At 73.9% G+C, this 22,744-nt stretch carries 21 protein-coding genes; 9 read left to right on the top strand and 12 right to left on the bottom strand.

Translation table 11 applies throughout. The features are described from left to right. A partial coding sequence (locus tag ACR9ZK_RS12605; RefSeq protein WP_481342269.1) for an amidohydrolase family protein occupies nucleotides 1-644 on the top strand: 644 nt, incomplete at its 5' end. 62 nt (nucleotides 645-706) lie between these two features. Here the strand turns inward: ACR9ZK_RS12605 and ACR9ZK_RS12600 are convergent. The 5 genes from ACR9ZK_RS12600 to ACR9ZK_RS12580 all read right to left on the bottom strand — a co-directional run bounded on the left by ACR9ZK_RS12600 (nucleotide 707) and on the right by ACR9ZK_RS12580 (nucleotide 4,267). Continuing rightward, nucleotides 707-1,612, bottom strand: a complete 906-nt coding sequence (locus ACR9ZK_RS12600; protein ID WP_481342268.1) for a DUF559 domain-containing protein — start codon at nucleotides 1,610-1,612, stop codon at nucleotides 707-709. 178 nt (nucleotides 1,613-1,790) lie between these two features. After that, nucleotides 1,791-2,000, bottom strand: coding sequence for a hypothetical protein (locus ACR9ZK_RS12595; protein ID WP_481342267.1), 210 nt, complete (start codon nucleotides 1,998-2,000; stop codon nucleotides 1,791-1,793). Between the two features lie 23 nt (nucleotides 2,001-2,023). Next, the gene (locus tag ACR9ZK_RS12590) at nucleotides 2,024-2,377 is read right to left on the bottom strand and encodes a hypothetical protein (protein WP_481342266.1); all 354 of its coding nucleotides are present in this window, start codon (nucleotides 2,375-2,377) and stop codon (nucleotides 2,024-2,026) included. Between the two features lie 10 nt (nucleotides 2,378-2,387). After that, complete coding sequence (locus ACR9ZK_RS12585; protein ID WP_481342265.1) at nucleotides 2,388-3,104, bottom strand: NUDIX domain-containing protein; 717 nt, start codon at nucleotides 3,102-3,104, stop codon at nucleotides 2,388-2,390. After that, nucleotides 3,101-4,267, bottom strand: coding sequence for a glycosyltransferase family 4 protein (locus tag ACR9ZK_RS12580; RefSeq protein ID WP_481342264.1), 1,167 nt, complete (start codon nucleotides 4,265-4,267; stop codon nucleotides 3,101-3,103). Before ACR9ZK_RS12580 ends, ACR9ZK_RS12585 begins: the two co-directional genes overlap by 4 nt. Nucleotides 4,268-4,301: 34 nt before the next feature. On the opposite strand from ACR9ZK_RS12580, the gene ACR9ZK_RS12575 reads away from it, so the two are divergent. Next, complete coding sequence (locus tag ACR9ZK_RS12575; RefSeq protein WP_481342263.1) at nucleotides 4,302-5,123, top strand: PIG-L deacetylase family protein; 822 nt, start codon at nucleotides 4,302-4,304, stop codon at nucleotides 5,121-5,123. Nucleotides 5,124-5,173: 50 nt separating this feature from the next. Here the strand turns inward: ACR9ZK_RS12575 and ACR9ZK_RS12570 are convergent, their stop codons facing one another. The 5 genes from ACR9ZK_RS12570 to ACR9ZK_RS12550 are packed head-to-tail and all read right to left on the bottom strand — an operon-like array spanning nucleotide 5,174 to nucleotide 11,382. Then, on the bottom strand, nucleotides 5,174-7,816 hold the full coding sequence (locus ACR9ZK_RS12570) for an asparagine synthase-related protein (protein WP_481342262.1): 2,643 nt from the start codon (nucleotides 7,814-7,816) through the stop codon (nucleotides 5,174-5,176). Between the two features lie 10 nt (nucleotides 7,817-7,826). Continuing rightward, on the bottom strand, nucleotides 7,827-8,486 hold the full coding sequence (locus ACR9ZK_RS12565; protein ID WP_481342261.1) for a phosphatase PAP2 family protein: 660 nt from the start codon (nucleotides 8,484-8,486) through the stop codon (nucleotides 7,827-7,829). Then, nucleotides 8,483-10,066 (bottom strand): glutamine-hydrolyzing GMP synthase, encoded by a 1,584-nt coding sequence (guaA, locus tag ACR9ZK_RS12560; protein ID WP_481342260.1) that lies wholly within the window; start codon nucleotides 10,064-10,066, stop codon nucleotides 8,483-8,485. The genes ACR9ZK_RS12565 and guaA overlap by 4 nt, the downstream gene beginning before the upstream one ends. A 45-nt stretch (nucleotides 10,067-10,111) precedes the next feature. Next, nucleotides 10,112-10,486, bottom strand: a complete 375-nt coding sequence (locus ACR9ZK_RS12555; protein ID WP_481342259.1) for a DUF3817 domain-containing protein — start codon at nucleotides 10,484-10,486, stop codon at nucleotides 10,112-10,114. Continuing rightward, on the bottom strand, nucleotides 10,483-11,382 hold the full coding sequence (locus tag ACR9ZK_RS12550) for an SURF1 family protein (protein WP_481342258.1): 900 nt from the start codon (nucleotides 11,380-11,382) through the stop codon (nucleotides 10,483-10,485). Before ACR9ZK_RS12550 ends, ACR9ZK_RS12555 begins: the two co-directional genes overlap by 4 nt. 135 nt (nucleotides 11,383-11,517) lie before the next feature. On the opposite strand from ACR9ZK_RS12550, the gene ACR9ZK_RS12545 reads away from it, so the two are divergent. From ACR9ZK_RS12545 to mnhG, 7 genes are all read left to right on the top strand, one after another. Beyond that, entirely contained in the window at nucleotides 11,518-12,216 is a 699-nt protein-coding gene (locus ACR9ZK_RS12545; protein WP_481342257.1) for a hypothetical protein, read from the top strand. A 76-nt stretch (nucleotides 12,217-12,292) separates the two neighbouring features. Next, on the top strand, nucleotides 12,293-15,226 hold the full coding sequence (locus ACR9ZK_RS12540; RefSeq protein WP_481342256.1) for a Na+/H+ antiporter subunit A: 2,934 nt from the start codon (nucleotides 12,293-12,295) through the stop codon (nucleotides 15,224-15,226). Beyond that, nucleotides 15,223-15,756: a Na(+)/H(+) antiporter subunit C gene (locus tag ACR9ZK_RS12535; RefSeq protein WP_481342255.1), complete on the top strand. Its 534-nt coding sequence runs from the start codon at nucleotides 15,223-15,225 to the stop codon at nucleotides 15,754-15,756. Before ACR9ZK_RS12540 ends, ACR9ZK_RS12535 begins: the two co-directional genes overlap by 4 nt. Continuing rightward, on the top strand, nucleotides 15,749-17,470 hold the full coding sequence (locus ACR9ZK_RS12530) for a Na+/H+ antiporter subunit D (protein WP_481342254.1): 1,722 nt from the start codon (nucleotides 15,749-15,751) through the stop codon (nucleotides 17,468-17,470). The genes ACR9ZK_RS12535 and ACR9ZK_RS12530 overlap by 8 nt, the downstream gene beginning before the upstream one ends. Then, nucleotides 17,467-18,243 carry a Na+/H+ antiporter subunit E gene (locus tag ACR9ZK_RS12525; RefSeq protein ID WP_481342253.1) on the top strand — a complete coding sequence of 259 codons (777 nt, stop codon included), beginning with the start codon at nucleotides 17,467-17,469 and terminating at the stop codon, nucleotides 18,241-18,243. Before ACR9ZK_RS12530 ends, ACR9ZK_RS12525 begins: the two co-directional genes overlap by 4 nt. After that, the gene (locus ACR9ZK_RS12520) at nucleotides 18,240-18,629 is read left to right on the top strand and encodes an MrpF/PhaF family protein (protein ID WP_481342252.1); all 390 of its coding nucleotides are present in this window, start codon (nucleotides 18,240-18,242) and stop codon (nucleotides 18,627-18,629) included. Before ACR9ZK_RS12525 ends, ACR9ZK_RS12520 begins: the two co-directional genes overlap by 4 nt. After that, nucleotides 18,626-19,003 carry a monovalent cation/H(+) antiporter subunit G gene (gene mnhG / locus ACR9ZK_RS12515; protein WP_481342251.1) on the top strand — a complete coding sequence of 126 codons (378 nt, stop codon included), beginning with the start codon at nucleotides 18,626-18,628 and terminating at the stop codon, nucleotides 19,001-19,003. The genes ACR9ZK_RS12520 and mnhG overlap by 4 nt, the downstream gene beginning before the upstream one ends. A gap of 245 nt (nucleotides 19,004-19,248) precedes the next feature. On the opposite strand, the gene ACR9ZK_RS12510 is transcribed toward mnhG, so the two are convergent. Both ACR9ZK_RS12510 and ACR9ZK_RS12505 read right to left on the bottom strand, forming a co-directional pair. Beyond that, nucleotides 19,249-20,997, bottom strand: a complete 1,749-nt coding sequence (locus ACR9ZK_RS12510) for a GMC oxidoreductase (RefSeq protein WP_481342250.1) — start codon at nucleotides 20,995-20,997, stop codon at nucleotides 19,249-19,251. 59 nt (nucleotides 20,998-21,056) lie between these two features. Then, nucleotides 21,057-22,744: acyltransferase family protein (locus ACR9ZK_RS12505; RefSeq protein WP_481342249.1), on the bottom strand; the 1,688-nt coding region annotated here is incomplete at its 5' end.

Genomic DNA, 22,744 nt, shown 5'->3' with positions numbered 1-22,744 from the left:
CGCTGCTCGCGGTGCGCTCGGGTCTCGACGTCGCGACCCACGCCATCGGCGACGAGGCGAACCGGCTCGTCCTCGACTGCTTCGAGGCGGTCCGTGCCTCCGGCGTCGCGGGCGCCCGGGCCCTGCTGCGGGTCGAGCACGCCCAGCACGTCCGGCCCGTCGACGTGCCGCGTTTCCGGACCCTCGGCGTCGTGGCCTCGATGCAGCCGAGCCACTGCACGGCCGACCTCGAGCTCGCGGACGCCATCATCGGACCGCGCCGGCTCGCGTCGTACGCCTGGCGCACCTTCCTCGACGCCGGGGTGGCCGTCGCCTTCGGGTCGGACGCGCCCGTCGAGGACCCGAACCCGTTCTGGGGCCTGCACGCCGCCGTCACCCGCCAGCGGGCCGACGGGCGTCCGCGGGGCGGATGGCGGCCGGAGGAGCGCGTGACGCTCGACGAGGCGGTGCACGCCTTCACCGTCGTGGCGCACGCTGCCGTCGGGCGCACCGACGCCGGGCAGCTCGCGCCCGGGCAGCTCGCGGACCTCGTCTGCCTCGACCGCGACCCGTGGGAGCTCGAGCACTCCGACCCCGCCGCGATCCGCGACACCCGGGTGCTGCAGACCCGCATCGGCGGCGCACTCGTCCACGACGCCTCCTGAGCCCCTTGCCTCCCACGGCACCCCGCTCGCACCTCGCCGACGTTCAGGATGACGACCACCATTCACCCAGTGCGACGCGGCGGTGCAGGACCTGGGGCGAGACCGGGGATGGTGGTCGTCATCCTCGACGCCGTCGCTCGAGCCATGGTGGCGCGCACCCAGTCCTGCCGGGCCATCGCCTGGTGGTGCGAGAACCGCAGAACCAGCCATCCGTCGAGGGTCAGCTCGTCGTAGCGCTCGCAGTCGATGTCGATCTGGCGACGGTTGGTGTGGAACTCATGGCTGTCCCCCTCGACGACGATGCGCAGGGAGGCGTCGCTGAGGTCCGGGTGGATGACCCGCCCGGCACTGACCACGGGGGCCTGCGGGACGAGGCGCAGACCGGGCACGTCGAGCGAGATCGCCCGGAGCACCGACTCGAACGGGTTGGCCGCACGGCCGTCGGCCTCCCGCGCCACGCGAAGAGCGGCCGCGCGACCGGAACGAGGAACGGCCTGGGCTGCCGCGACGAGCTGCTCTCGGCCGACGCGCCCGCTGCGCAGAGCCGAGTCGGCCACCGCCAGGGCCTCGTCGAAGGGCAACGTCCTGGCGCAGTCGACGACGGTGCGCAGCGGCGTCGTCACCTCCCCGCGGTGCACGTCCTCGGGCTCCAGCGTGCGCCAGTGCACCTGGCACACGTGCTGGTCCTCGGGGCGGACGCGTCGACCCCGTGGCACCGCGACCTCCGGCCGCGTCGGCTGGGTCTTGAGCGGGAGACGCCACATCGCCGCGGCGCTCCGACCGACTGCCACCCCGTTGACCCGGCGCACTGCCCGGCGGGCCGCGTCCGCCGTCGGGAGCGCGTAGTGGCCGGGAGCGTCGCGCACGAGGAGTCCGCTGCCGACGGCGGCCGCGATCTGTCGGCCCGTGAACTGCGGCGCCAGCTCCGCTCGCCGGGCCAGACCACCACGCGCAGTCACGAACCTCACGACGGGAACGGGGCCTGGGCTCGGCATGGCGCTGACTCTGGCCCACTCCGTCAGGCCCTCGAGCGCGTCATCCACAGCCGCGGGTGCGTGTAGGAAGACGACCACGAAGGCGGTCGTGGACGACGCACGAGCACAACACCGGGCTTCACCGCCCGATGGTGGTCGTCATCCTGGACGGTCAGCGGGGGACGACGGACAGCAGGAGCGTCGCGAACCAGGTCAGGGCTCCGACGACGAGGAGGAAAATACCGATGATGGCGACGTTGCCGGCGCCCTCGGCGTCGGACGCCCGCTGCCGCCGCCGCCCGACGACGACGAGCACCGTGCCGACGACGAACCACACGAGCCCGATGAGGATGCCCGCGAGGACGCCTGTGTCCCAGTGCATCTCGCGGCCTCAGGATCGGCCGGTCACCAGAGCGCCGCGACGCCGACGTTGACGACTGCGGCGCCACCGGCGACGTCGAGCAGCGTGCCGGCGTCCTCGCCGCGCTTGGAGCGGGCGTGGCCGATCTCGGCGGTGGCCGCGACGACGAGGGCGACGACGAGCTTGACGGCGATCTTCGCGTTGTTGATGTGGTGCTCCTCGTCCTTGAGGGCCTCGGCGATGCCGACGAGCAGCACGCCGGTGACGATCTGGGCCCGCGCCCCCCACACGATCGGCGCGATGACCGTTCGCCCGGAGCGGACGGCGATCCAGCCGCCGACGATGGCAGCCATGCCGAGGAGGTGGAGCACGACGAGGAGGTCGTAGACGAGGTCCATGCCGGTCATCCTACGGAGCGTCGTAGTCGCGCCGCGCGAGGGCCTGCAACGCCTCCAGCCGGCGCGTCGACCGCGTGAGCGGCAGGCTGCCGAGCTCGTGCGGGGCGAACCACCGCGCGTCGGCGGTCGTGCCACCGACGTCGTGGACGACGGGGTCGCCCGGCGATGCGCACGTGGCCGCGTAGACGATGCGGACCGCGTGGAAGTCCTCGACGACGCCCGACGGCGCCCGGCCCACCCAGTGGGAGGACTGCACGGCGACGAGCTCGCCGAGCCGGACCCGCTGGCCGGTCTCCTCCCACACCTCGCGGTGGACGCCCTCCACCGGCGACTCCCCCGGGTCGAGCCCGCCGCCGGGCAGGCCCCACTCCCCCTCGACGTTGGTCAGCCCGGTGAACTGCGTGAGCAGGACGCCGCGCGTGCTGGTGACGAGGGCATAGGCGGCGACGCGCTGGTGCGGCTCGGCCGCGTCGGCGGGGTCGATGTCGAGGTCGCGGAAGACCGCCTCCGGGCTCGGCACCGTCCCGTCGAGCGGCCTGGTGCGGTAGGCGATCTCGAGTGCTCCGTCCGCACCGGTCGCCGACGTCGCCGGCGCCTCCACCGCCCACCCCGCGAGCGCGAGGACGTGCACGGGGTCGGCACCGTGCTCGAGCGGCAGCGCGGCCACCCGCTCCCCCGACGCCGCGAGCCCGACGACGCGGATGCCGCCCGGCACGTTCGTCCTCACCGGCGCACCAGCCCCAGGGCGCGCTCGTACTCGCCGACGGCGAGCCGGGCGACCCGCGGCCACTCCTGCGCCGGCGGCTCGGCGACGTTGCGGGCGCGCATGCGCGCCACCTCACGGCGGTCACGGGCCAGGTCGGCGATCGCGCGCGCCATGGCGTCGTCGCTGTCGACGACGCGTCCGTTGACCCCGTCCGCGACGAACTCGCCCACCCCCGAGCCCTGCCGGCCGATGACGGGCAGCCCCACCGTGCGCGCCTCCAGCGCCGCGATGCCGAACGACTCGAGACGCGCGGGCGACAGGTAGACGTCGGAGGCGGCATAGCGCTCGCGCAGCTCGTCGCGGCTGACGCGTCCGGGCAGGTGCACCCAGTCGAGCCCCCGTTCGCGCACGTGCCGCTCGACGCGCCGGCGGTCGGGCCCCTCGCCGAGGATCGTGAGGTCGAGCGAGGCCGGCCCGGCCAGTGCCGCTGCTCGCTCGACGAGCGCGACGAGCGCGGCCGGGCGCTTGCGAGCGGCCAGGCGCATGGCCGTGACGAGGCGCAGCGGTCCCGGCTCGGGGTCGTCGCGCCCGCCCGTCGGCTCGGTCGGCCCGCCCGTCGGCTCGGCCGGCCGCGTCGCCCACCGGCCGACGTCGATGCCGTTGGGCAGGACACCCACCTCGACGGCGTCGCCGACCAGGCGGCGCAGCGGCCGGGCGGCGACGTCCGACACCGCCGACATGGCGACGCCGCGCGCCGCCCACCGCCGCACGAAACCGGCCACGCCGAAGAGCGGCGCGACGCCCGCGAGCATGCAGTGCCACGTCATCGCCGTGGGCAGCCCGAGGCCGAGGGTGACGCGCGTGCAGTCCCAGGCGAAGGGTGAGACGACACCGGTCTGCACGTGCGCGACGTCGAAGCCGCCCTCGACGAGCCGGCGGCGCAGCACCCGGGGTGCCCAGGGGTTGACGGGCAGCTCCCCCGGCACCCGGGCCGCGAGGCGGTGGACGGGGACGCCGTCGAGGACCGTGACGGCCCCGTGCAGCTGGCCCTCGGGGCCTCGTGTGGCGGTGAACACCTCGACCTCGTGGCCGAGGAGGAGCAGCTGCTGCGCGAGGTCGTGGGTCTGCACCTCGATGCCGCCCAGGCGCGGCAGGTAACAGTCGGACAGCAGGGCCACCTTCACAGGCGACACTCTGTCATGGGCCAAGATGGGCCCGATGCCGCACACTCTGGTCGCCTTCCACGCCCACCCCGACGACGAGGCCCTGCTCACGTCGGGCACCATGGCGCGCGCAGCCGCCGAGGGCCACCGGGTCGTGGTCGTCGTGGCCACCGACGGCGCCCTCGGGCTCGCCGCAGGCGAGTACGCCGACGACGGGCACCTCGGTGAGCGCCGCCTGGACGAGCTGCGGGCCAGCGCCCGGGCCCTCGGGGTGGCCCGCGTCGAGCACCTCGGCTACGCCGACAGCGGGCTCGGCCCCGTCGTCGACCCCGACCCGCCCGGCGCGACCCGGTTCGTGCGCGCCGGCGTCGAGGAGGCCGCGGCACGCCTGGCGGCGGTCCTGCGCGAGGAGGACGCCGACGTCCTGGTCCACTACGAGCCGAACGGGGGCTACGGGCACCCGGACCACCGCAAGGTGCACGAGGTCGGAGTCCGGGCCGCCGAGCTCGCCGCGACCCCGAAGGTGCTCGAGGCGACCGTGCCGCGCGACACGATCTGCCGGGCCATCGACCTCGCCGCGAAGGTCTACAGGTTCCCGCCGGAGTTCGACCGTGCGAGCTTCGACCGCGCGTTCTCGGCCCGCAGCGAGATCACCCACCGCATCAGCGTCCGGCGGCACATCGCCGCCAAGCGTGCCTCGATGCGGGCGCACGCGTCGCAGGCCAGTGCCGACGGCGGCGCGGACCGGACGCTCGCCGCGTTCCTGCGCATCCCGCGACCGCTCTTCGACCTCGTGTTCGGGCGGGAGTGGTTCGTCGACCGCTCGCTCCCGCCGGGCAGCCCGATCCGCCGGGACGTCTTCGACGGCCTGGGCTGAGCCGGATGCGGCGCCTGACCCTGCGGGGCACCACCCCGAGCCCCGCAGGGTCAGGCGTCGCCGGGCAGCTCGAAGACGACGGCCATCGGCGTCTGCTCGGACCCCTGGCCCAGCGGGTTGTCGGCGAACATCAGCTCGTACCGCTCCTTGGACCCCGGGGCGTCCTTGCCGAGCACGTTGCGTCCGATGTCGTTGGCGTCCATGACGACGGTCCCGCCGAACGTCGAGCGCCATGGCTCGGGCACCCGCTCGCGGATCGCCGCCGAGATGCGCGCGGCCACCTCGTCGGGGTCCTTGGGCCCGAGCTTGGCCGAGACGTTGGCCGGGTAGACCGAGTACTCCGTCGGACCGTCGATGGCCCGGATGTCGCCTCCGACGAGCTCGTAGAACAGGCCCTTGCGCCCGACGAGCTTGCCGACGAAACCGCCCGCGGCCGCGAAGACGACGCGCGGCAGGCCGGCCTCCTCGATGGCCAGCTGCATCGTGAAGGGCGAGCCGAGACCGATGCCGGCCGGCGTGCGCGTCACGTACCGGGACAGCACCCGGGCCGGCCGGCCGACCTTGATGTCCCAGATGAAGAACGAGCGCCCCTGGGTGATCGCGACGATCTTCTCGGAGATGAAGTAGTACCAGCGGCCCGCTGTCGCGGCGGCGTGCTCCTGCCCCGCGGCCGGCAGGCCGTCGAAGAACCGCGTGACGTAGGACAGCGCGTTGTCGACGAGCGGGTCCTCACGGGTGAACAGGTCCGTGCGCAGCGGGTAGCGCCGCACTCGGGTGCCGTCGTCGGTCGTGAGGTCGAGCTGCTTGCGGGCATTCGGCTCGTAGTCGGTCTTGGCCCGGGGCTCGCCCTCGGGTTCCGGCTCGCGCTCGTCGAAGAACTCCTGGAGCCACAGCTCGAGGTTGAGCAGCCGCCAGATCGTCGAGGAGTCGACGGTGTTCGTGCCCTTGATCCACCCCTCGAACGCCTCGAGGACGGCGGTCTGGTCGACGTAGGGGCGGTTCGCGAAGGACTCGGAGAGGAACTCGCCGTAGATGTGGTTCTTCAGGACCATGAACCACTCGCTCTGCGGCGTCACCGCCCCCACCCTGTCGCGGCGGTCGACGACGGAGTCGGGGACGAGGCCGCGCACCGACTCCCGCAGGACGCGCTTGCCGACGCCGTCGGCGACGAACGCCTCGTCGGGCAGCGAGAAGACGAACCGCGCGAGGTCACGGTCGACGAACGGCATCCGGACCGGCACCCCCGTGGCGCGGGCGTTGCGGTCGGCGACGCGCAGGCGGGCCGGCAGCGAGCCGCGCAGGAGGTCCTCGACCAGCCGGGCGCGCAGGTTCGACCGCTCCGGGGCGTACCGCTCCGCGGCGTGGGCAGCGACGAACGACTGCGCCAGGAGCGACTCGACGGGCACCTTGCGACGCCGGCGGAGCCGGTCGGTGACGAGCGGGCGCCCGCGGCGCAGCAGGACGTCCACGGAGTGCCCGAGCTCGGACGCCGCGCGCCGGGTGTCCTGCCCGCGCAGCTCGCGCAGGTGGACGAGGTGGTGGGCACCGAAGCCCGCGAGCAGCTCGTCGGTGCCGGTCCCGTCGAGGACGACGCCGTCGACGGCGGCCGCCTTGCGCAGGAGGCGGTACTGGGTGTACGCGCCGCTCGAGCCGATCGGCTCCTCCTGGGCCCGGACGAGCTCGCGCATGTCCTTCTTGAACTCGGCCGACGTCGGCTCGACGCGGTGCGGGTCGACGCGTCCCCCCACCGACGCGAGGACGGCCTCGACGTGCGGGGTCTCGTCGGCGGCGGTGCCCGGGTAGGCGGCGGTCCACGCGTCGATGCCGTCCGGCGCGAGACCGGTGCGGCGGTCGGTGCCGGCGAGCAGGGCAGTGAGCGCGGCCGAGCCGATGCCGCCGGACAGGGTCGCACCCACCCGTCCGTCGGAGCCGACGCGGCGGCGCACGGCGGTGGCGAGGTGCTCGCGCAGCTGGGTCGCGAGCTCGGGCGACCACGGACGAGGTGAGCGGGCGGCGTCCTCGAGCTCGGCCCGCAGCGTGGACCAGACGGTGCGCTCGGTCGTGGTGGCGTCCGCCCGCAGCGTCACGACCTCGCCGGGCAGGACGCGCTCGATGCCGGCGAAGAACGTGTCCGCACCGTCGTCGTGGACGCGGAAGCGCAGGTAGCGGTAGATGGTGCGGTCGTTGGGGCGCCGGTCGTAGCGGCCGCTGGCCAGGATGCCGCGGATGTCGCTCGAGACGAGCCAGCCGCCGTCGACGCGGCACACGTGCAGCGGACGCGTGCCGAAGGGGTCGCGCGCGGCCGACAGCGTGCTGGTCTCGGCGTCCCACACGACCAGGGCGAACTCGCCGCGCAGCCGGTCGAGCCCGGAGGGTCCCCACTCGACCCACGCGGCGACGGCGACCTCGGCGTCCGAGCCGGACGCGAGCTCGTGCCCGAGGGTGGTCAGCTCGGACCGGACGTCCGCGGTGTCGACCAGGTCGCCGTCGAGCACGAGCGTGTGGCGGCCGGTCGGCGTCCGGGCCACCGACGCGTCGGCCGGTCCACCGCCCAGAGGCCGCACGGCGAGCACGACTCCCGGCGAGGTGAGGGCGGTCGGGTCCGTGCTCGTGGTGCCGTGACCGCAGTCGGCCATCCGCCGGACGAGGTCGCCGTCGCCGTCAGCCCCGAGATGACCGCTGATTCCACACATGGGCTCCACCCTAGTGTCGGCTGATCCGCTCGCCGAGGCGCCACGGCCAGCGCAGCAGCAGCCAGAGCAGGAGCGCGGCGAGCAGGACCGACCCGACGACGTCGCTGAGCCAGTGGAAGTGCAGCCAGAGCAGCCCGAGGACGACGAGGAGCGTCCAGCAGGTCGCCGCACCCCACGCCGCCCGACGCCGGTGCGGCCGCAGTCGCGACACGATCTCGGCCAGCACGCCCGCGCACACGAGGGCCGTCGCCGTGTGACCGGACGGGTAGGACCCGTCGTGCGCGACGACGGCGTCGAAGCCCGGTGCCGCGCGGTTGATGACGGCCTTGCCGACGAGCACGGTGGTCGTGAGCAGCACGATCGCGGGAGCCGCGACCACGAGGGGACCCGGGTCCCGACACCGCCACGAGAGCCACCCGGCGACGAGCAGGACGACGGCGACACCGAGAGCGGGGGTCGCGAGGTCGACGACGAGGTAGGCCAGCGCGTGCAGCAGCGTGGGGCCTCCGGTCTCCCCCGGGGTCAGGGCCAGGACGGCGTCGTCGAGGCGGTAGACCCGCCCCTCCCGCACGACACCGACCGTCAGCGCCACGAGCGCGACGAGGAGCAGCAGCGGCACCGTCCGCGCCCACGGGTTTCGCCGTGGGCGGTCACGGGCCGAGCCGCTCACTCCCACTCGATGGTGCCCGGCGGCTTGCTCGTGACGTCGAGCACGACCCGGTTGACCTCCTCGACCTCGTTGGTGATGCGCGTCGAGATCGTCGCGAGGACGTCGTAGGGCACGCGGGCCCAGTCGGCGGTCATGGCGTCCTCGGAGGCGACCGGGCGCAGCACGACCGGGTGACCGTACGTGCGGCCGTCGCCCTGGACGCCGACCGAGCGGACGTCGGCGAGCAGCACGACGGGGCACTGCCAGATGTCGCGGTCGAGACCGGCCTTCGTCAGCTCCTCGCGGGCGATGGCGTCGGCGCGGCGCAGCACGGCGAGACGCTCGGCGTCGACGGCACCGATGATCCGGATGCCGAGGCCGGGGCCCGGGAACGGCTGGCGCCACACGATGACCTCGGGCACGCCCAGCTCGAGCCCGACCTGGCGCACCTCGTCCTTGAAGAGCGTGCGCAGCGGCTCGATGAGCGAGAACTGGAGGTCGTCGGGCAGGCCCCCGACGTTGTGGTGGCTCTTGATGTTGGCCGCGCCCTCGCCGCCGCCGGACTCGACGACGTCGGGGTAGAGCGTGCCCTGGACGAGCCACTTGACGGGGTGCTCCTCGTCGCCGCGGTCGTGGACGACGTCGCGGGCCGCCTGCTCGAAGACCCGGATGAACTGCTCGCCGATGATCTTGCGCTTCGTCTCGGGGTCGGTGACCCCGGCGAGCGCGTCGAGGAACCGCTCACGGGCGTCGACGACGACGAGGTCGACGCCGGTGGCCTCAACGAAGTCCTTCTCGACCTGCTCGGCCTCGCCCTCACGCAGCAGGCCGTGGTCGACGAAGACGCACGTCAGCTGGTCGCCGACGGCCTTCTGCACGAGCGCCGCCGCGACGGAGGAGTCGACGCCGCCGGACAGGGCGCACAGGACGCGGTCCTCGCCCACCTGCTCGCGGATCGACTCCACGAGGTCGTCGACGACGTTCGAGGCGGTCCACTCCGGCGCGATGCCCGCGCCCTTCCAGAGGAAGTTCTCGAGGACCCGCTGGCCCTGCTCGGAGTGCAGCACCTCGGGGTGCCACTGGACACCGTAGAGCCGTCGGGCGTCGTCCTCGATGGCCGCCACCGGCGTCCCCGCGGTGGACGCGGTGACGACCGAGCCCCGCGGCGCCTCGGTCACGGAGTCGCCGTGCGACATCCACACGACCTGGTCGGCGGGCTGGCCGTCGAAGAGCGTGGAGCCGGTGCCGGTGATCGTCGCGGCCGTCTTGCCGTACTCGCGCGAGCCGGTGCGGGCGACGACGCCGCCGAGCGCCTGGGCCATCGACTGGAACCCGTAGCACATGCCGAAGACCGGCACGCCGGCCTCGAGCAGCGCCGGGTCCAGACGCGGCGCGCCCTCCTCGTACACCGAGCTCGGGCCGCCGGACAGGATGATCGCGGCAGGCTTCCTCGCCAGCAGGTCAGCGACGGTCGTCGAGTGCGGCACGACCTCGCTGTAGACGTTCGCCTCGCGCACCCGGCGGGCGATCAGCTGGGCGTACTGGGCGCCGAAGTCGACGACGAGGACGGGATGGCTCTGCAGGTCGTGCGCGTCGGTCACCCGGACAGCCTAGTGGCTGGCGGTGGGCGGTCCGGACGTCGCCGGTCAGGCGGCCGTGCCCTCCCCGGCGACGTAGGTGCGGGCGAGGAGGGCCTCGGTCTCGGCGCTGTTGCGCCGCTCGGCGACCCACGGCACGACGGGCACGAAGCCGGCGAGGAGGTTCTTGACGATGCGGACCGGCCCCCAGCCGGCCTTGAGGCCGAGGTTGGCCACCGACGCCGCGTACCCCATGTAGATGACGCCGTGGATGGGGCTCCAGTACTGCGTGAGGACGTTGGTCTGGTGGAGCGCGTACTTCATGACCATCTCGAGCAGGAGCACGAAGAGCGCGATGCCCGCGACGATCGCGAGGACGCGGTAGGCGGACAGGGCCGAGCGGATCTGCCGGGGCTTGGCCAGGGTCTGGGGGTACGTGCTCACGTCGTGGCGCTCTCTCTCGGGCTTTCACTGGGACGGCGGGCTTCGGACGCGGACGCGGCGGACACGCCGTCCGGCGTCTGCCCGCCCTCCTCCGGCGTCGCTTCGCGCTGGGCCGATGGTCCGGTCTCGTGCTCGGTGTCGTGCTCGGTGTCGTGCTCGGCCTCGTGCTCGGCGCGGAACATCTTCCACGCCATCCAGATGGCGAAGACGCCGAAGACCCACCACTGCACGGCATAGGCCGCGTTGCGGAGGTTGAGCGGCGCGTCGAGCGTCGGGGGCGGCACCCGGGTCAGGCCCGGGGCCGTCACGGTGGTGCCGGACGCGTCGGACGCGTCGGTGCCGACGTGCTCGGCCGAGGCGAAGACGACGGCGTTGTAGAGGTCGCCGGGCCACTCGTTGACGAGCGCGGCGAGGTCGATGGACCGGCGCTGCCGTCCCTGGAGCGGGTCGCCGGTGCGCGGCGACTCCCCGGGGCCCAGGGTGCCGAGGACGGTGACGGGTCCGGCGGGGGGCGCGGGAGCGGAGGCCGGGGTGCCCGGAACGAAGCCACGGAGCACGGCGACGGTCCCCGACCCCGTGTCGAGCGGGGTGACGACCCACGACCCGCTGCGGGCACCGAGGCGACGGTCGACGACGAGGAACGACCGCGACGCGTCGTAGGTGCCAGTGACGCTCACGCGACGGTTCGACAGCTCGGGCGCGAAGGGCCGGTGCGGCGCCGTGACCTGCGAGAGCGGCGCGCGGCCCAGCTGCGCGGCGGCCGAGACGGCGTCCTCACGGCCGTGGTCACGCGCGACCCCGAGCTGCCACATGCCGAGCAGGACGCAGGCCGCGACGACGACGAGCAGCCCCGCGAGGAAGGCCACCCAGCGCGGCGTGAGCAGTCGGCGGAGCACGTCCCCAGCGTAGGTCACCCCCGAGCGGGTCGGTCGAGGCGGTCGAGGCGGTCGAGGCGGTCGAGGCAACCCGGAGGCTCGTGGCGGTGGACGTGGTCGCGCGGTCCCGTTGCGGTCGTGCCAGACTCGGGGCCCATGCACGGCCGGACGACCCCTCCCGCCCGCGGTGCCGCGGTCCGCGCGCGCCCGGTGCCCGTCGCCGTCCTCGGTGCCGTCGTCGCCCTCGTGGCGGTCGCGGTCTCGGGCTGCGGCGCCACCGACATCCCCGCCCCGACCACGACCGTCACGGTCGTCGTGGACCCGCCGGCGTCGGGGCCGGGCACGACCGGCTCGGCCTCACCCGGCACGACGCCCGTGCCGACGCAGACCGCGACGACGACGGCGGTGCCGACCGCCCTGGCCGCCGGGCCCCAGCGCGGCGCTCCCCACTCCTTCGCCGAGGCGGCCGCGCGCGTCGCCGGCGCGAAGCCGGCCGCCGGCGTCACGTCGGCCTTCGTCAGCCCGAGCGGCAACCTGCGCTGCGTCGTCACCGGGGGCTCCTCGGCGCCCGCTTGCGAGGTGGTCGAGGGCCGCGTCGCGCCGCCCCAGGCCGGGCTGTGCCCGCCGGGCGGTGCCCCCGACATCGGCCGCATCGAGCTGACCGCGCGCGGCGCGGTCCCGGTCTGCAACACCGACGCGGTGGCGCACGCCGACGTGCCCACGCTCGGCTACGGCGCGCGCACGTCTGCGCCCGGGCCCGTGCAGTGCCTCAGCGAGGAGGCGGGCGTCACGTGTGTGGACCGGGCCGTCGGGCACGGGTTCTTCCTCGCCCGCCGGACGTTCGTCACCTTCTGAGCCGGCCTCGGGGCTCGGCCCACCCGCGGGTGGCACGTAGGATTGGGGCTCACGACCTCCGGGCCGCCGGACGCGCGTGGACGACCTGCCGACCGACGACCGAGGGGCCGCCGTGGCGCACCTGCTCATCCTCCACCTCGCCGCGGCCCTCGTCGCACCCCTTCTCGCGAGGTCGCTGCGGACGCGGGCGTTCGCGGTGCTGGCCCTCGTCCCGGCGGTGTCGTTCGGCTGGCTCGTCTCGGTGGGGGCAGACGTCCGCGACGGCCACGGCCCGGTGGAGCGGGTGCCGTGGGTACCGGGCCTCGGCCTCGACCTCGACTTCCGGCTCTCGACCCTGCAGTGGGTGCTCGCGCTGCTCGTGACCGGAGTCGGTGCCCTCGTCCTGCTTTACTGCACGTGGTACTTCACCGACGACGACCCGACCCTGTGGCGGTTCACCTCGGTCTTCACGGCGTTCGCCGGTGCGATGCTCGGGCTCGTCCTGACCGACAACTTCCTCCTGCTCTACGTCTTCTGGGAGCTGACGACCGTCTTCTCCTACCTGCTCATCGGGCACAACCCCGCCAGCTCGACCAACCGCCGCGCGGCGATGCAGGCCCTCGTCGTCACGACCTTCGGCGGCCTGGCCATGCTCGTCGGCATCATCGCCCTCGGCGTGCACCACACGTACTCGATCTCGGGGTTGCTCGCCGACCCACCGCGCCTCGACACCGTCACCGTCGCCGCCGTCGTGCTCCTCCTCGTCGGGGCGCTGTCGAAGTCGGCCCTCGTGCCGTTCCACTTCTGGCTTCCCGGCGCCATGGCCGCGCCGACACCGGTCAGCGCCTACCTGCACGCGGCCGCCATGGTGAAGGCCGGCATCTACCTCGTGGCCCTCCTCGCCCCGGCGTTCGCGGGCGCGCCGGCCTGGCACGTCCTGACCCTGGGTCTGGGCCTGCTGACGATGTCGGTCGGTGGCTGGCGGGCCCTGCGCCAGCACGACATCAAGCTGCTCCTCGCCTACGGCACCGTCAGCCAGCTCGGCTTCATCGTCGCGGTGGCCGGGCTCGGGACCCGCGCCGCCGGGCTCGCCGCCCTCGCCCTCGTCGTCGCGCACGCCCTCTTCAAGTCGACGCTGTTCCTCAGCGTCGGGGTCCTCGACAAGGCCACCGGCACGCGCGACCTGCGGCTGCTGTCCGGCGTCGGTCGTCGGCTGCTGCCGGTGTCGGTGCCGGCCTCGCTCGCGGCGCTGTCGATGGCCGGCGTCATCCCCCTCGCCGGCTTCGTGTCGAAGGAGAGCGCGCTCGAGTCGCTGTGGCAGGACGTCGAGACCGGGGTGCCGCTGCCCGCGGTGTACGGGTGGCTCGCCGTCGCCGGCGTCGTCGTCGGGTCGGCGCTGACGACGGCGTACACGGCGCGGTTCCTCTGGGGCGCCTTCGCCACGAAGCCGGGCCGGGCGCCGACGCCGGTGCGGGTGCCGCACCCGGGCTTCGTCCTCGCGCCGCTCCTGCTCGGCACCGGCAGCCTCCTGCTCGGTCTCCTCGCACCCCTCGAGTCCGCGTGGCTCGTGCCGTACGCGGAGGAGCTGCCGCTGGGGCCGCCGCCCGCGCCCCTCGCGCTCTGGCACGGGCTGACCCTGCCGCTGGTCCTGTCGCTCGTCTCGATCGCCGCGGGGCTCGTGCTCTTCTGTCGCCGCGACGCCGTGTCGCGCGCGCAGGCCGGTGTGCCCGCGCTCGTCGACGGTGAGCGCGCCTTCGCCCGCACGCTGCGGTGGGTCGACCGGGGCGCCGTCGAGACCACCGCCGTGACCCAGCGCGGGTCGCTGCCCATCTACCTGACCGGCATCCTGCTCGTGTTCGTCCTGCTGCCCGGGCTGGCCGCGGTCACCCAGGGACACCTGCCACGGGTCCGCTGGTGGGACAACGCCGGCCAGGCCGTCGTGGGTCTCGTCATCCTCGCGGCGGCGGTCCTCGTCCTCGTGACGCGCCGCCGGCTCACGGCCGTCATGCTCGTCGGGGTCACCGGCTACGGCGTCTCGACGCTCTTCATCGTCCACGGCGCGCCGGACCTCGCGATCACCCAGATGCTCGTCGAGACCGTGTCGCTCGTCGTGTTCGTCCTCGCGCTGCGGCGGCTGCCGACCAAGTTCACGCGGCACCGGCACTCGCCCGCCCGGACCTGGCGCCTCGCGCTCGGGGCCGCTGTCGGCTGCTCGGTCGGGGCCATCGCGCTCGTCGCCGCCGGCGGTCGCTCCACCGACCCGGTGTCGGCGGGGTTCCCCACGCAGGCCTATGCGTTCGGCCACGGCAAGAACATCGTCAACGTCACCCTCGTCGACATCCGCGCGTGGGACACCCTCGGCGAGGTGTCGGTGCTCGTCGCGGCCGCCACCGGAGTCGCGAGCCTCATCTTCGTCCGGACGCGCAACACCCGCCTGTCGCGCGCGAGCGCCAAGGACCTGCCGGCGAGCAACCCGACGCGTGGCACGTGGCTGCAGGGCGGGCGGACGCTGCGCAAGGAGAAGCGGTCGGTGATCTTCGAGGTGGTGACCCGGCTCGTCTTCCACGTCATGCTCGCCGCGTCGCTGTTCCTCCTCTTCTCCGGCCACAACCAGCCCGGCGGCGGGTTCGCCGGTGGGCTCGTCGCGGGTCTGGCCCTCGTCGTGCGCTACCTCGCCGGCGGCCGGTACGAGCTCGACGAGGCGGCGCCGTTCGACGCCGGACTCGTCGTCGGCCTCGGCCTGCTCGTCGTGGTCGGCTCGGCGCTCGCGCCGCTGGCCTTCGGCGGCACCGTCCTCGAGACCACGGCGATCGACGTCACGCTCTGGCCGTGGGGCGAGGTCCACCTCGTCACGTCGCTGCTCTTCGACGTCGGCGTCTACCTCATCGTCGTCGGGATGATGCTCGACATCGTGCGCAGCCTCGGCACCGGCATCGACCGGCAGATCGCCGAGGAGACCGACGCCGAGCCCCTCCCGGCCGTCGCGCCTGCCGCGCCTGCCGCGCCCACCAACCCGCGGGTGCAGCCATGACCGCGCTCGCACCCCTGCTCATCGAGCGGACGCTCGAGCCGAACCTCACCCTCGTCCTCGTCACCGCCGGCCTCGTCGCCATCGGCACCGCGCTCGTCCTGGACCGCAGCCTCGTGCGCGTCCTGCTCGGCGTCGTCCTCATCGGCAACGGCGTCGCGGTGCTCTACCTCGTCGTCAGCGGGCGAGCGGGGCGCGCGCCGTTCGTCGGCGAGGACGCCGCGTCGATCAGCGACCCGCTCCCCCAGGCGATGGTGCTCACGGCCATCGTCATCAGCCTGGCGACCGTCGGCTTCCTCCTCGCGCTGTCCTACCGGCTCTGGCAGATCTCCGGTGCCGACGACGTGCCGGACGACGCCGAGGACGCCCGCATCCTGCGCCTCGCCGAGGAGGACTCGACCTCGGAGACCTACGACCCGTCCGAGGCTCCGACGACGACCTCCGACGAGGACGCCCGCGAGGACGTCCACGAGCACGCCCACGAGGACGCCCACGAGGACGTCCCGACCAGAGGGGGTGGCGGGCGTGGCTGAGCCGGGCCTCGCGAGCGTGGCCCTCGTCGGTGCGGACCTCGTGCCCGACCTGCTGCCGCTGCCGGTCCTGCTGCCGCTGCTCGGGGCGGCCCTGACCCTCGCGGTCCGCCGCACGCCCTGGCTGCAGCGGGCGACGAGCATCGCCGTGCTCACCGCGACCGTCGCGGTCGCCGGCGTCCTCGTGTGGCAGACCGACGCCCACGGCCCCCAGGTGCTCTGGCTCGGTGCATGGCAGGAGCCGCTCGGCATCTCCCTCGTCGCGGACCGCCTCAGCGCCCTGATGCTCCTCGTGTCCGGCGTCGTGACCCTGCTCGTCCTGCTCTTCGCCATCGGCCAGGGTCACGCCGACGAGGAGGAGGACGACGACAGCCCACCGCTGTCGATCTTCCACCCGACCTACCTCGTCCTGTCGGCCGGCGTCGCCAACGCGTTCCTCGCCGGTGACCTCTTCAACCTCTTCGTCGGCTTCGAGATCCTGCTGTTCAGCTCCTACGTCCTGCTGACGCTCGGCGGCTCGGCCGCGCGCATCCACGCCGGCACGACGTACGTCGTCGTCAGCCTCATCAGCTCGGCGCTCTTCCTCGTCGGGATCGCCGCCGTCTACGCCGCGACCGGCACCGTCAACCTCGCCCAGCTCGCGATCCGTGTCGAGGGCCTGGCCCCCGGCGTCGCCCTCGTCCTGCAGCTGACGCTGTTGACGGCGTTCGGCATCAAGGCGGCCGTCTTCCCGATGTCGGCGTGGCTGCCCGACAGCTACCCCACCGCGCCGGCACCGGTCACCGCGGTGTTCGCCGGCCTGCTGACCAAGGTGGGCGTCTACGCGATGATCCGGGTGCAGACCCTCCTCTTCCCGGCCTCTCCGCTGCAGGACCTGCTCATGTGGGCCGCGCTCCTGACCATGATGGTGGGCATCCTCGGCGCGGTGTCGCAGACCGGCCTCAAGCGGATCCTGTCCTTCACGCTGGTCAGCCACATCGGCTACATGGTCTTCGGCATCGCCCTCGCGGGCCCGCACGGGACCGCCGGCGCGATCTTCTACGTCACGCACCACATCACCGTCCAGACCGCCCTCTTCCTCGTCGCCGGTCTCGTCGAGCGACACGCGGGAACCACCTCCCTCGACCGCCTCGGCGGTCTCGCCGCATCGGCCCCGGTCCTGGCCGTGCTCTTCTTCGCGTCGGCGATGAACCTGTCGGGCATCCCCCCGCTGTCGGGGTTCCTCGCCAAGGTCGGGCTGCTCGACGCCGGGATCGAGCTCGGTACGCCGCTGGCCTGGGTGCTCGTCGTCGGCGGCGTCGTCACGAGCCTGCTGACGCTCTACGCGCTGACGAAGGCGTGGAGCCAGGCGTTCTGGCGCTCCCGGCCGGAGGCCTCTGAGGCGTCGGACGCCTCGGACGGCCTAAACGCCTCGGACGAGCCGGGCGAGCCGGGCGCGGTCCGGCCGACGGTCCGTCCGGGCGGCTCGGCACCCGACCCGGTGGCCGCCGCCACTCGCGGCAGCGTCGCGGTGGCCTCCGAGGTGGGTGGTCACGTCCGGGCCCCGAGGCCGCTCCCGCGGCTCATGGTCGGGGCGACCGCCGCGATGACGGCCGTCGGGCTGCTCATCACGGTCGTCGCCGGTCCGCTCTTCGGCTACACGCAGCGCGCGGCCGAGGACCTGCACAGCCGCCGGCCCTACGTGACGACGGTCCTGCCGCCCGAGGTGCGCCGATGACACCACCCCCACCACCCACCGACGGCGCCGATGCTGCCGACGCTGCCGACGCTGCCGACGCTGCCGGTGCGACCGGCAGCGGCGAGGGACCTCGGCGTCGCCGCCGGGCGTTCCAACCGCGCGCCGTCGCCGCCATCGCGGTCGTCTGGGTGCTGCTCTGGGACCGGGTCTCCCTCGGCAACCTCGTCAACGGCCTGCTCGTCGGGCTCCTCGTAACCTGGGCGTTCCCGCTGCCCTCCATCGTCTTCGCCGGGCGCGTCCGGCCCCTGCGCGTCGCCTGGCTCGGGGCGCGCTTCATCGGGGACCTCGTCGTGGCGTCCTGGCAGGTGCTGCGCCTCGCCCTGCGACCCGGCCGGCCCCGCAACGCTGTCGTCGGGGTGCAGTTGCGATCACGCTCCGACCTCTACCTGACGATCACCGCCGAGCTCGTCGCGCTGGTCCCCGGGTCGGTCGTCATCGACGCGAGGCGCTCCAGCTCGGTGCTGTACCTGCATCTGCTCGACGTCGGCAGCGAGGGCGCCGTCGACGCGGGCCGCCGGCACGTGCTCGCCGTCGAGGCGCGGGTGGTCCGCGCCTTCGGCTCGGACGCCGAGATCGCGGCGCTCGAGACCGCAGCCGCCGCCGATCCCGAGGGCATCGGACGCGTCCCCGCCGAACGCCCCGTCGAAGGACGGGCCGAACCCGCCGAACCCCCTGTCGGAAGAGACGTCGAAGGCCCGGACGAGCCCCCCGACCAGCGCCCGGACCTCACCCCCGGAAGGGAGGACGCGTGAGCACCATCGCCCTCGCCGCCCTCGCGATGCTCGGCGTCGCCGCCGTCATCGTCCTCGTCCGCATCGCGCGCGGGCCGAGCAACCTCGACCGCATCGTGGCCACCGACATCCTCCTCGTCGTCGTCATCGCGGGGGTGGCGCTGGAGTCGGTGCGTCAGCGCACCGCCACGTACCTGCCGCTGCTCGTCGTGCTCGGGCTCGTCGCCTTCGTGGGCGGTGTGGCGATCACGCGGTTCCTGTCGCGGGACCGCGACGACGACGCCGTCGGCGGTCCCGCCGACACCCCCGACACCCGCGACACCACCCACACCACCGACACGGCCGAAGCCGTCGGCCGCGTCCGGCCGACGCCACCCCCGACCCAGGACCCGGAGGAGGCGCCGTGAGCGGGCCGCAGTGGGTGCTGTCCACCCTCGACGCGCTCGGCGGCGTGTGCCTGCTGCTCGGCGCCCTCCTGTGTCTCGCCGGCGCCATCGGGCTCGCGCGGTTCCCCGACACGCTCTCGCGGCTGCACGCCGCGACCAAGCCGCAGAGCCTCGGCCTGTTCCTCGTCCTGCTCGGTCTGGCCCTGACGCTTCGGACGTGGGCGGCCGTGACGACGCTCCTGCTCGTCGGCGCGACACAGTTCCTCACCGCCCCCGTCTCCGCTCACCTCGTGGGCCGCGCCTCGTACCGCAACGGCAGCGTCGACCGCGAGACCCTCGTCGTCGACGAGCTCTCCGAGGCTCTCGAGCGCTCGGGCTGGGACCCCACCCGCTGAGGCCCGCCCCGACGCCGAAGGTCCACGTCGGCGAACGCGTCGGAGATTGGCGAGCCGAGCCCGTAACCCCGGGACTCCGCCGTCGTTGGTCAGCGCGGTGCAGGGCTGTTTCTCGACCGGTTGCCAGCCCGTGCGCCAGGGGTGGGGCCGTCTCTGAGGGGTGACGGCTCCACCCGCCACGGTCGCGGGCCCGCACCACCCACCCCCAGCGGGCCCGCGACCCCGCTCCCGTCGGGCTGCGGTCCTCAGGCGGGCACGAGTCGGTACGGCTCCCCCTGGGCGGGGCGCCGGTCCGGCTCACCGGCCGCCGGCCACAGCGACATTGCCCGCTCGGCCTGGGCGGTGATCGTCAGGCTGGGGTTGACCCCGAGGTTGGCCGACACCGCGGCGCCGTCGACGACGTGCAGCCCGGGGTAGCCCCAGACCCGGTGGTACGGGTCGACGACACCGGTCCCGGGCGAGTCGGAGATGACCGCACCGCCGAGGAAGTGCGCCGTCATCGGGATGTCGAGGATCTCGCCGATCGACGAGCCGGGCCAGGCGCGCTCGCCCGTGCTCTGTTCGAGACGCCGCGCCATGGCACGGACCGCCTCGTTGCCCTCGGGGATGTAGGTCGGGTTCGGCTCACCGTGCCCCTGCATCGAGGTGAGGTGCCAGCCGAACAGCCCCCGCCGACGGCGAACCGTGATCGAGTTGTCGCGCGACTGCATGACGAGCGCGATGACGGTGCGCTCGCTCCAGCGCCGGCTCGACAGCGAGCGGGCGAAGATCGTCGGGTGTCGCAGCGCCTGCCCGGCGAAGCGCACCCAGCGCGGCACGCGCCCGCCGCCGTCGACCTGCATGACGGCGAGCGCGCCCATGAGGTTGGAGCCCCTTCCATAGCGGACGTTCTCGACGTGCGTCGTGTCGGACACGTGGAAGCTCGACGTGATCGCGACACCCTTCGTCAGGTCGGCCCCGCGTGGCACCCGCTGCGTCATGGCCCCGCCGAGGGCTTCGGAGTTGGTCCGCGTCAGGTGCCCCAGCCGGTCCGACAGGTGCGGCAGCCCGTCGACCCGCATCGCCTGGAGCAGCTGGGCGGTCCCCCAGGCGCCCGCCGCGACGACGACCTGGCCCGCGGTCACGGTCCGGGCGCCCGAGCGCCGGGGGCCCCACGCTCCGGACCGCACGGTCGTCACGGCGTAGCCGGCCTCCGGGCGCGCGGCGTCCAGCGGCCGCAGCCGCGTGACCGTGCGCAGCGGCTCGACCGTGACCCCGCGCCGCTCGGCGAGGGCGAGGTAGTTCTTGACGAGGGTGTTCTTGGCGCCGACCCGGCAGCCGACCATGCAGTTGCCGCACTCGGTGCAGCCGGTGCGCTCGGGCCCCTCGCCGCCGAAGTACGGGTCGGGGACCCGCCGCCCGGGCTCACCGAAGAAGACGCCGACGGGCGTCTTGCGGAAGGTGTCGGCGACATCGAGGTCGGCGGCGACGTGACGCATGACCTGCTCGACCGGTCCCTCGCACGGGTTGACCGTGACCCCGAGCATCCGCTGGGCCGTCGCGTAGTGCGGGGCGAGCTCGGCCCGCCAGTCGGTGATGTGGGCCCACTGGGCGTCGCGGAAGAACGCCTCGGGTGGCACGTACAGGGTGTTGGCGTAGTTGAGCGACCCACCACCGACGCCGGCGCCGGCGAGGACGAGGCAGTCGGGCAGCCGGTGGATGCGCTGGACCCCGAAGCAGCCGAGCCGGGGCGCCCAGAGGTACCGGCGCACGTCCCAGCTGGTGCGTGCGAAGTCCTCGTCCTCGAAGCGCCGGCCCGCCTCGTACACGTGGACGCGGTAGCCCTTCTCCGCCAGGCGCAGGGCCGCCACGGAGCCGCCGAACCCCGAGCCGATGACGACGACGTCATGGTCCCACCGGCCGGCCTGGGTGTGCCGACGGGCGCGCCCAGCGGGCTCGCTCCGCTCGTCCGGTGCGTCCTGCGCCCCGCCGTCCGGGCTCGCCTCGGTGCTCATGGCACCGACCCTAGCCAGCCGCGGGGTCGCAGGCTACCGACAGTAACCTGCCTCACGCGTCAGGCGCCGGGGACCCCCGCCAGCGCGCGGCGCAGCGCCTCGGACACCTCCGGGTAGAGGGTCATGGAGAACGAGGTCGTCATGTGGCCGTGGTCGAAGTACGTGATGAGGCCACCGAGGACCGCCGGGCACGTGCCGTCGCGGCAGAGCAGGTCGGTGACCTCGAGACGGGTCACCGCGGGGCCCGATCGCTGCGCCGCTGCGTCGGCGAGCGGGTCGGGCTCGAGGCCGGTTCCGGGGCCGACCTTCTCCGTGGTCGCGCACCGGGCCACGTCGTCGGGGTAGCGGGCCACGCAGTCGGGCACGCTCGAGGCCGCACCCGGCGTGTCGCGGATGACGAGGACGCGCGCCCCGGCCCGGACGAAGGTGTCCATGACCCGGTTGTAGGCGGCCTTCGCGGTCTGCACCTTCTTCGCTGCGGGCACCCCGGCGAGCGGCTGGAACGTGCGGTCCGACATCACGACGAGGTCGTAGCCGCCAGAGGAGATGCGGTCGCGGGCCCACTGGTTGAAGGCCATGCAGTTGTCCTCGAGAGCCTTGGTGCCGAAGGAGACCGGGATGTCGACGGAGTAGCACTCGGAGGCGATGTAGGTGTCGACCCGCCAGCCACGGTCCTTCGCCGTGCGCAGGATCGGCGGGAACCACTGGCCGGCGTGCGAGTTGCCGTAGAGCGCCACCCTGACCGTGGCGTTCTTCGGGCCGTAGCTGCACACCTTCCGACGCGTGAAGGGACGGTTGTTCCAGCAGTCGTCGGCGTACACCTGCGGCTTGTCGTCCGCGGCGCGGACCGGGTTGGTCAGCATCGCCACCTCACGCCCCGCGCACGCGGCGTTGCGGTAGTAGTCGGCGCCGACGCAGGCGGCAGCGGTGTCGATCGGGCCGGCGGTCTGCGCCTCGGCCCGCGCGATGGCGACGTGGGCGGCTCCCGCCACGCCGAGGGAGGCCGCCAGGCAGACGGCGAGCAGGACGAACGAGCGCCTGGTGCTGCGGGCGATGCTCGGCGTGAACCGCATGAGGTCCTCGACCCAGCGCTTGGTCAGACCCGACAGGACGAGCACGAGGCCGAGCAGGAGCATCTTCTGCCACCAGCGGACGTTGTCGTCGTCGAGGACGAACGGGGCGATGACGATGGCCGGCCAGTGCCAGAGGTACACCGAGTAGGAGACGTCGCCGAGCCACTGGACCGGGCGCCGCGACCACAACGCGTACGGCCCGGGGCGCAGGTCGTCGGACCGGGCCGCGATGACGGCGGCGGTGCCGAGCGTCGGCAGGAGAGCCGCGACGCCGGGGAAAGGCGTGGCGCCGGTGAAGGTCCACGCCGACCAGCCGATGGCGACCAGGCCACCCCACAGCAGCACGGACCGGCTCAGCGTGCCGCGCAGCCGCAGCCCCGCGTGCACCGCCGCGGCGAGGGCGGCCCCGACGCCGAGCTCCCAGATGCGCGTCGTCGAGACGAAGTAGGCCTGGGCGGCGTCCTCCTGCGTGAACCAGGCGGAGAACGCGAGCGCGGCGCCGCTGACGACCGCGATGACGGCGAGCGGCGCGAAGCGGAAGGACCGGCCGAGGCGGCGGCAGACGAGGAACGCGAGGCCGATGAGGACCGGCCACATGATGTAGAACTGCTCCTCGACCGACAGCGACCAGTAGTGCTGGGTCGCCGAGTGCAGCTGGTCGGTGGCGAGGTAGT

The organism is Monashia sp. HAY1-5C (genome assembly GCF_056755255.1).
Note: the sequence above shows the minus strand (reverse complement) of the source record. Positions and strands in the feature narration are given on the sequence as shown.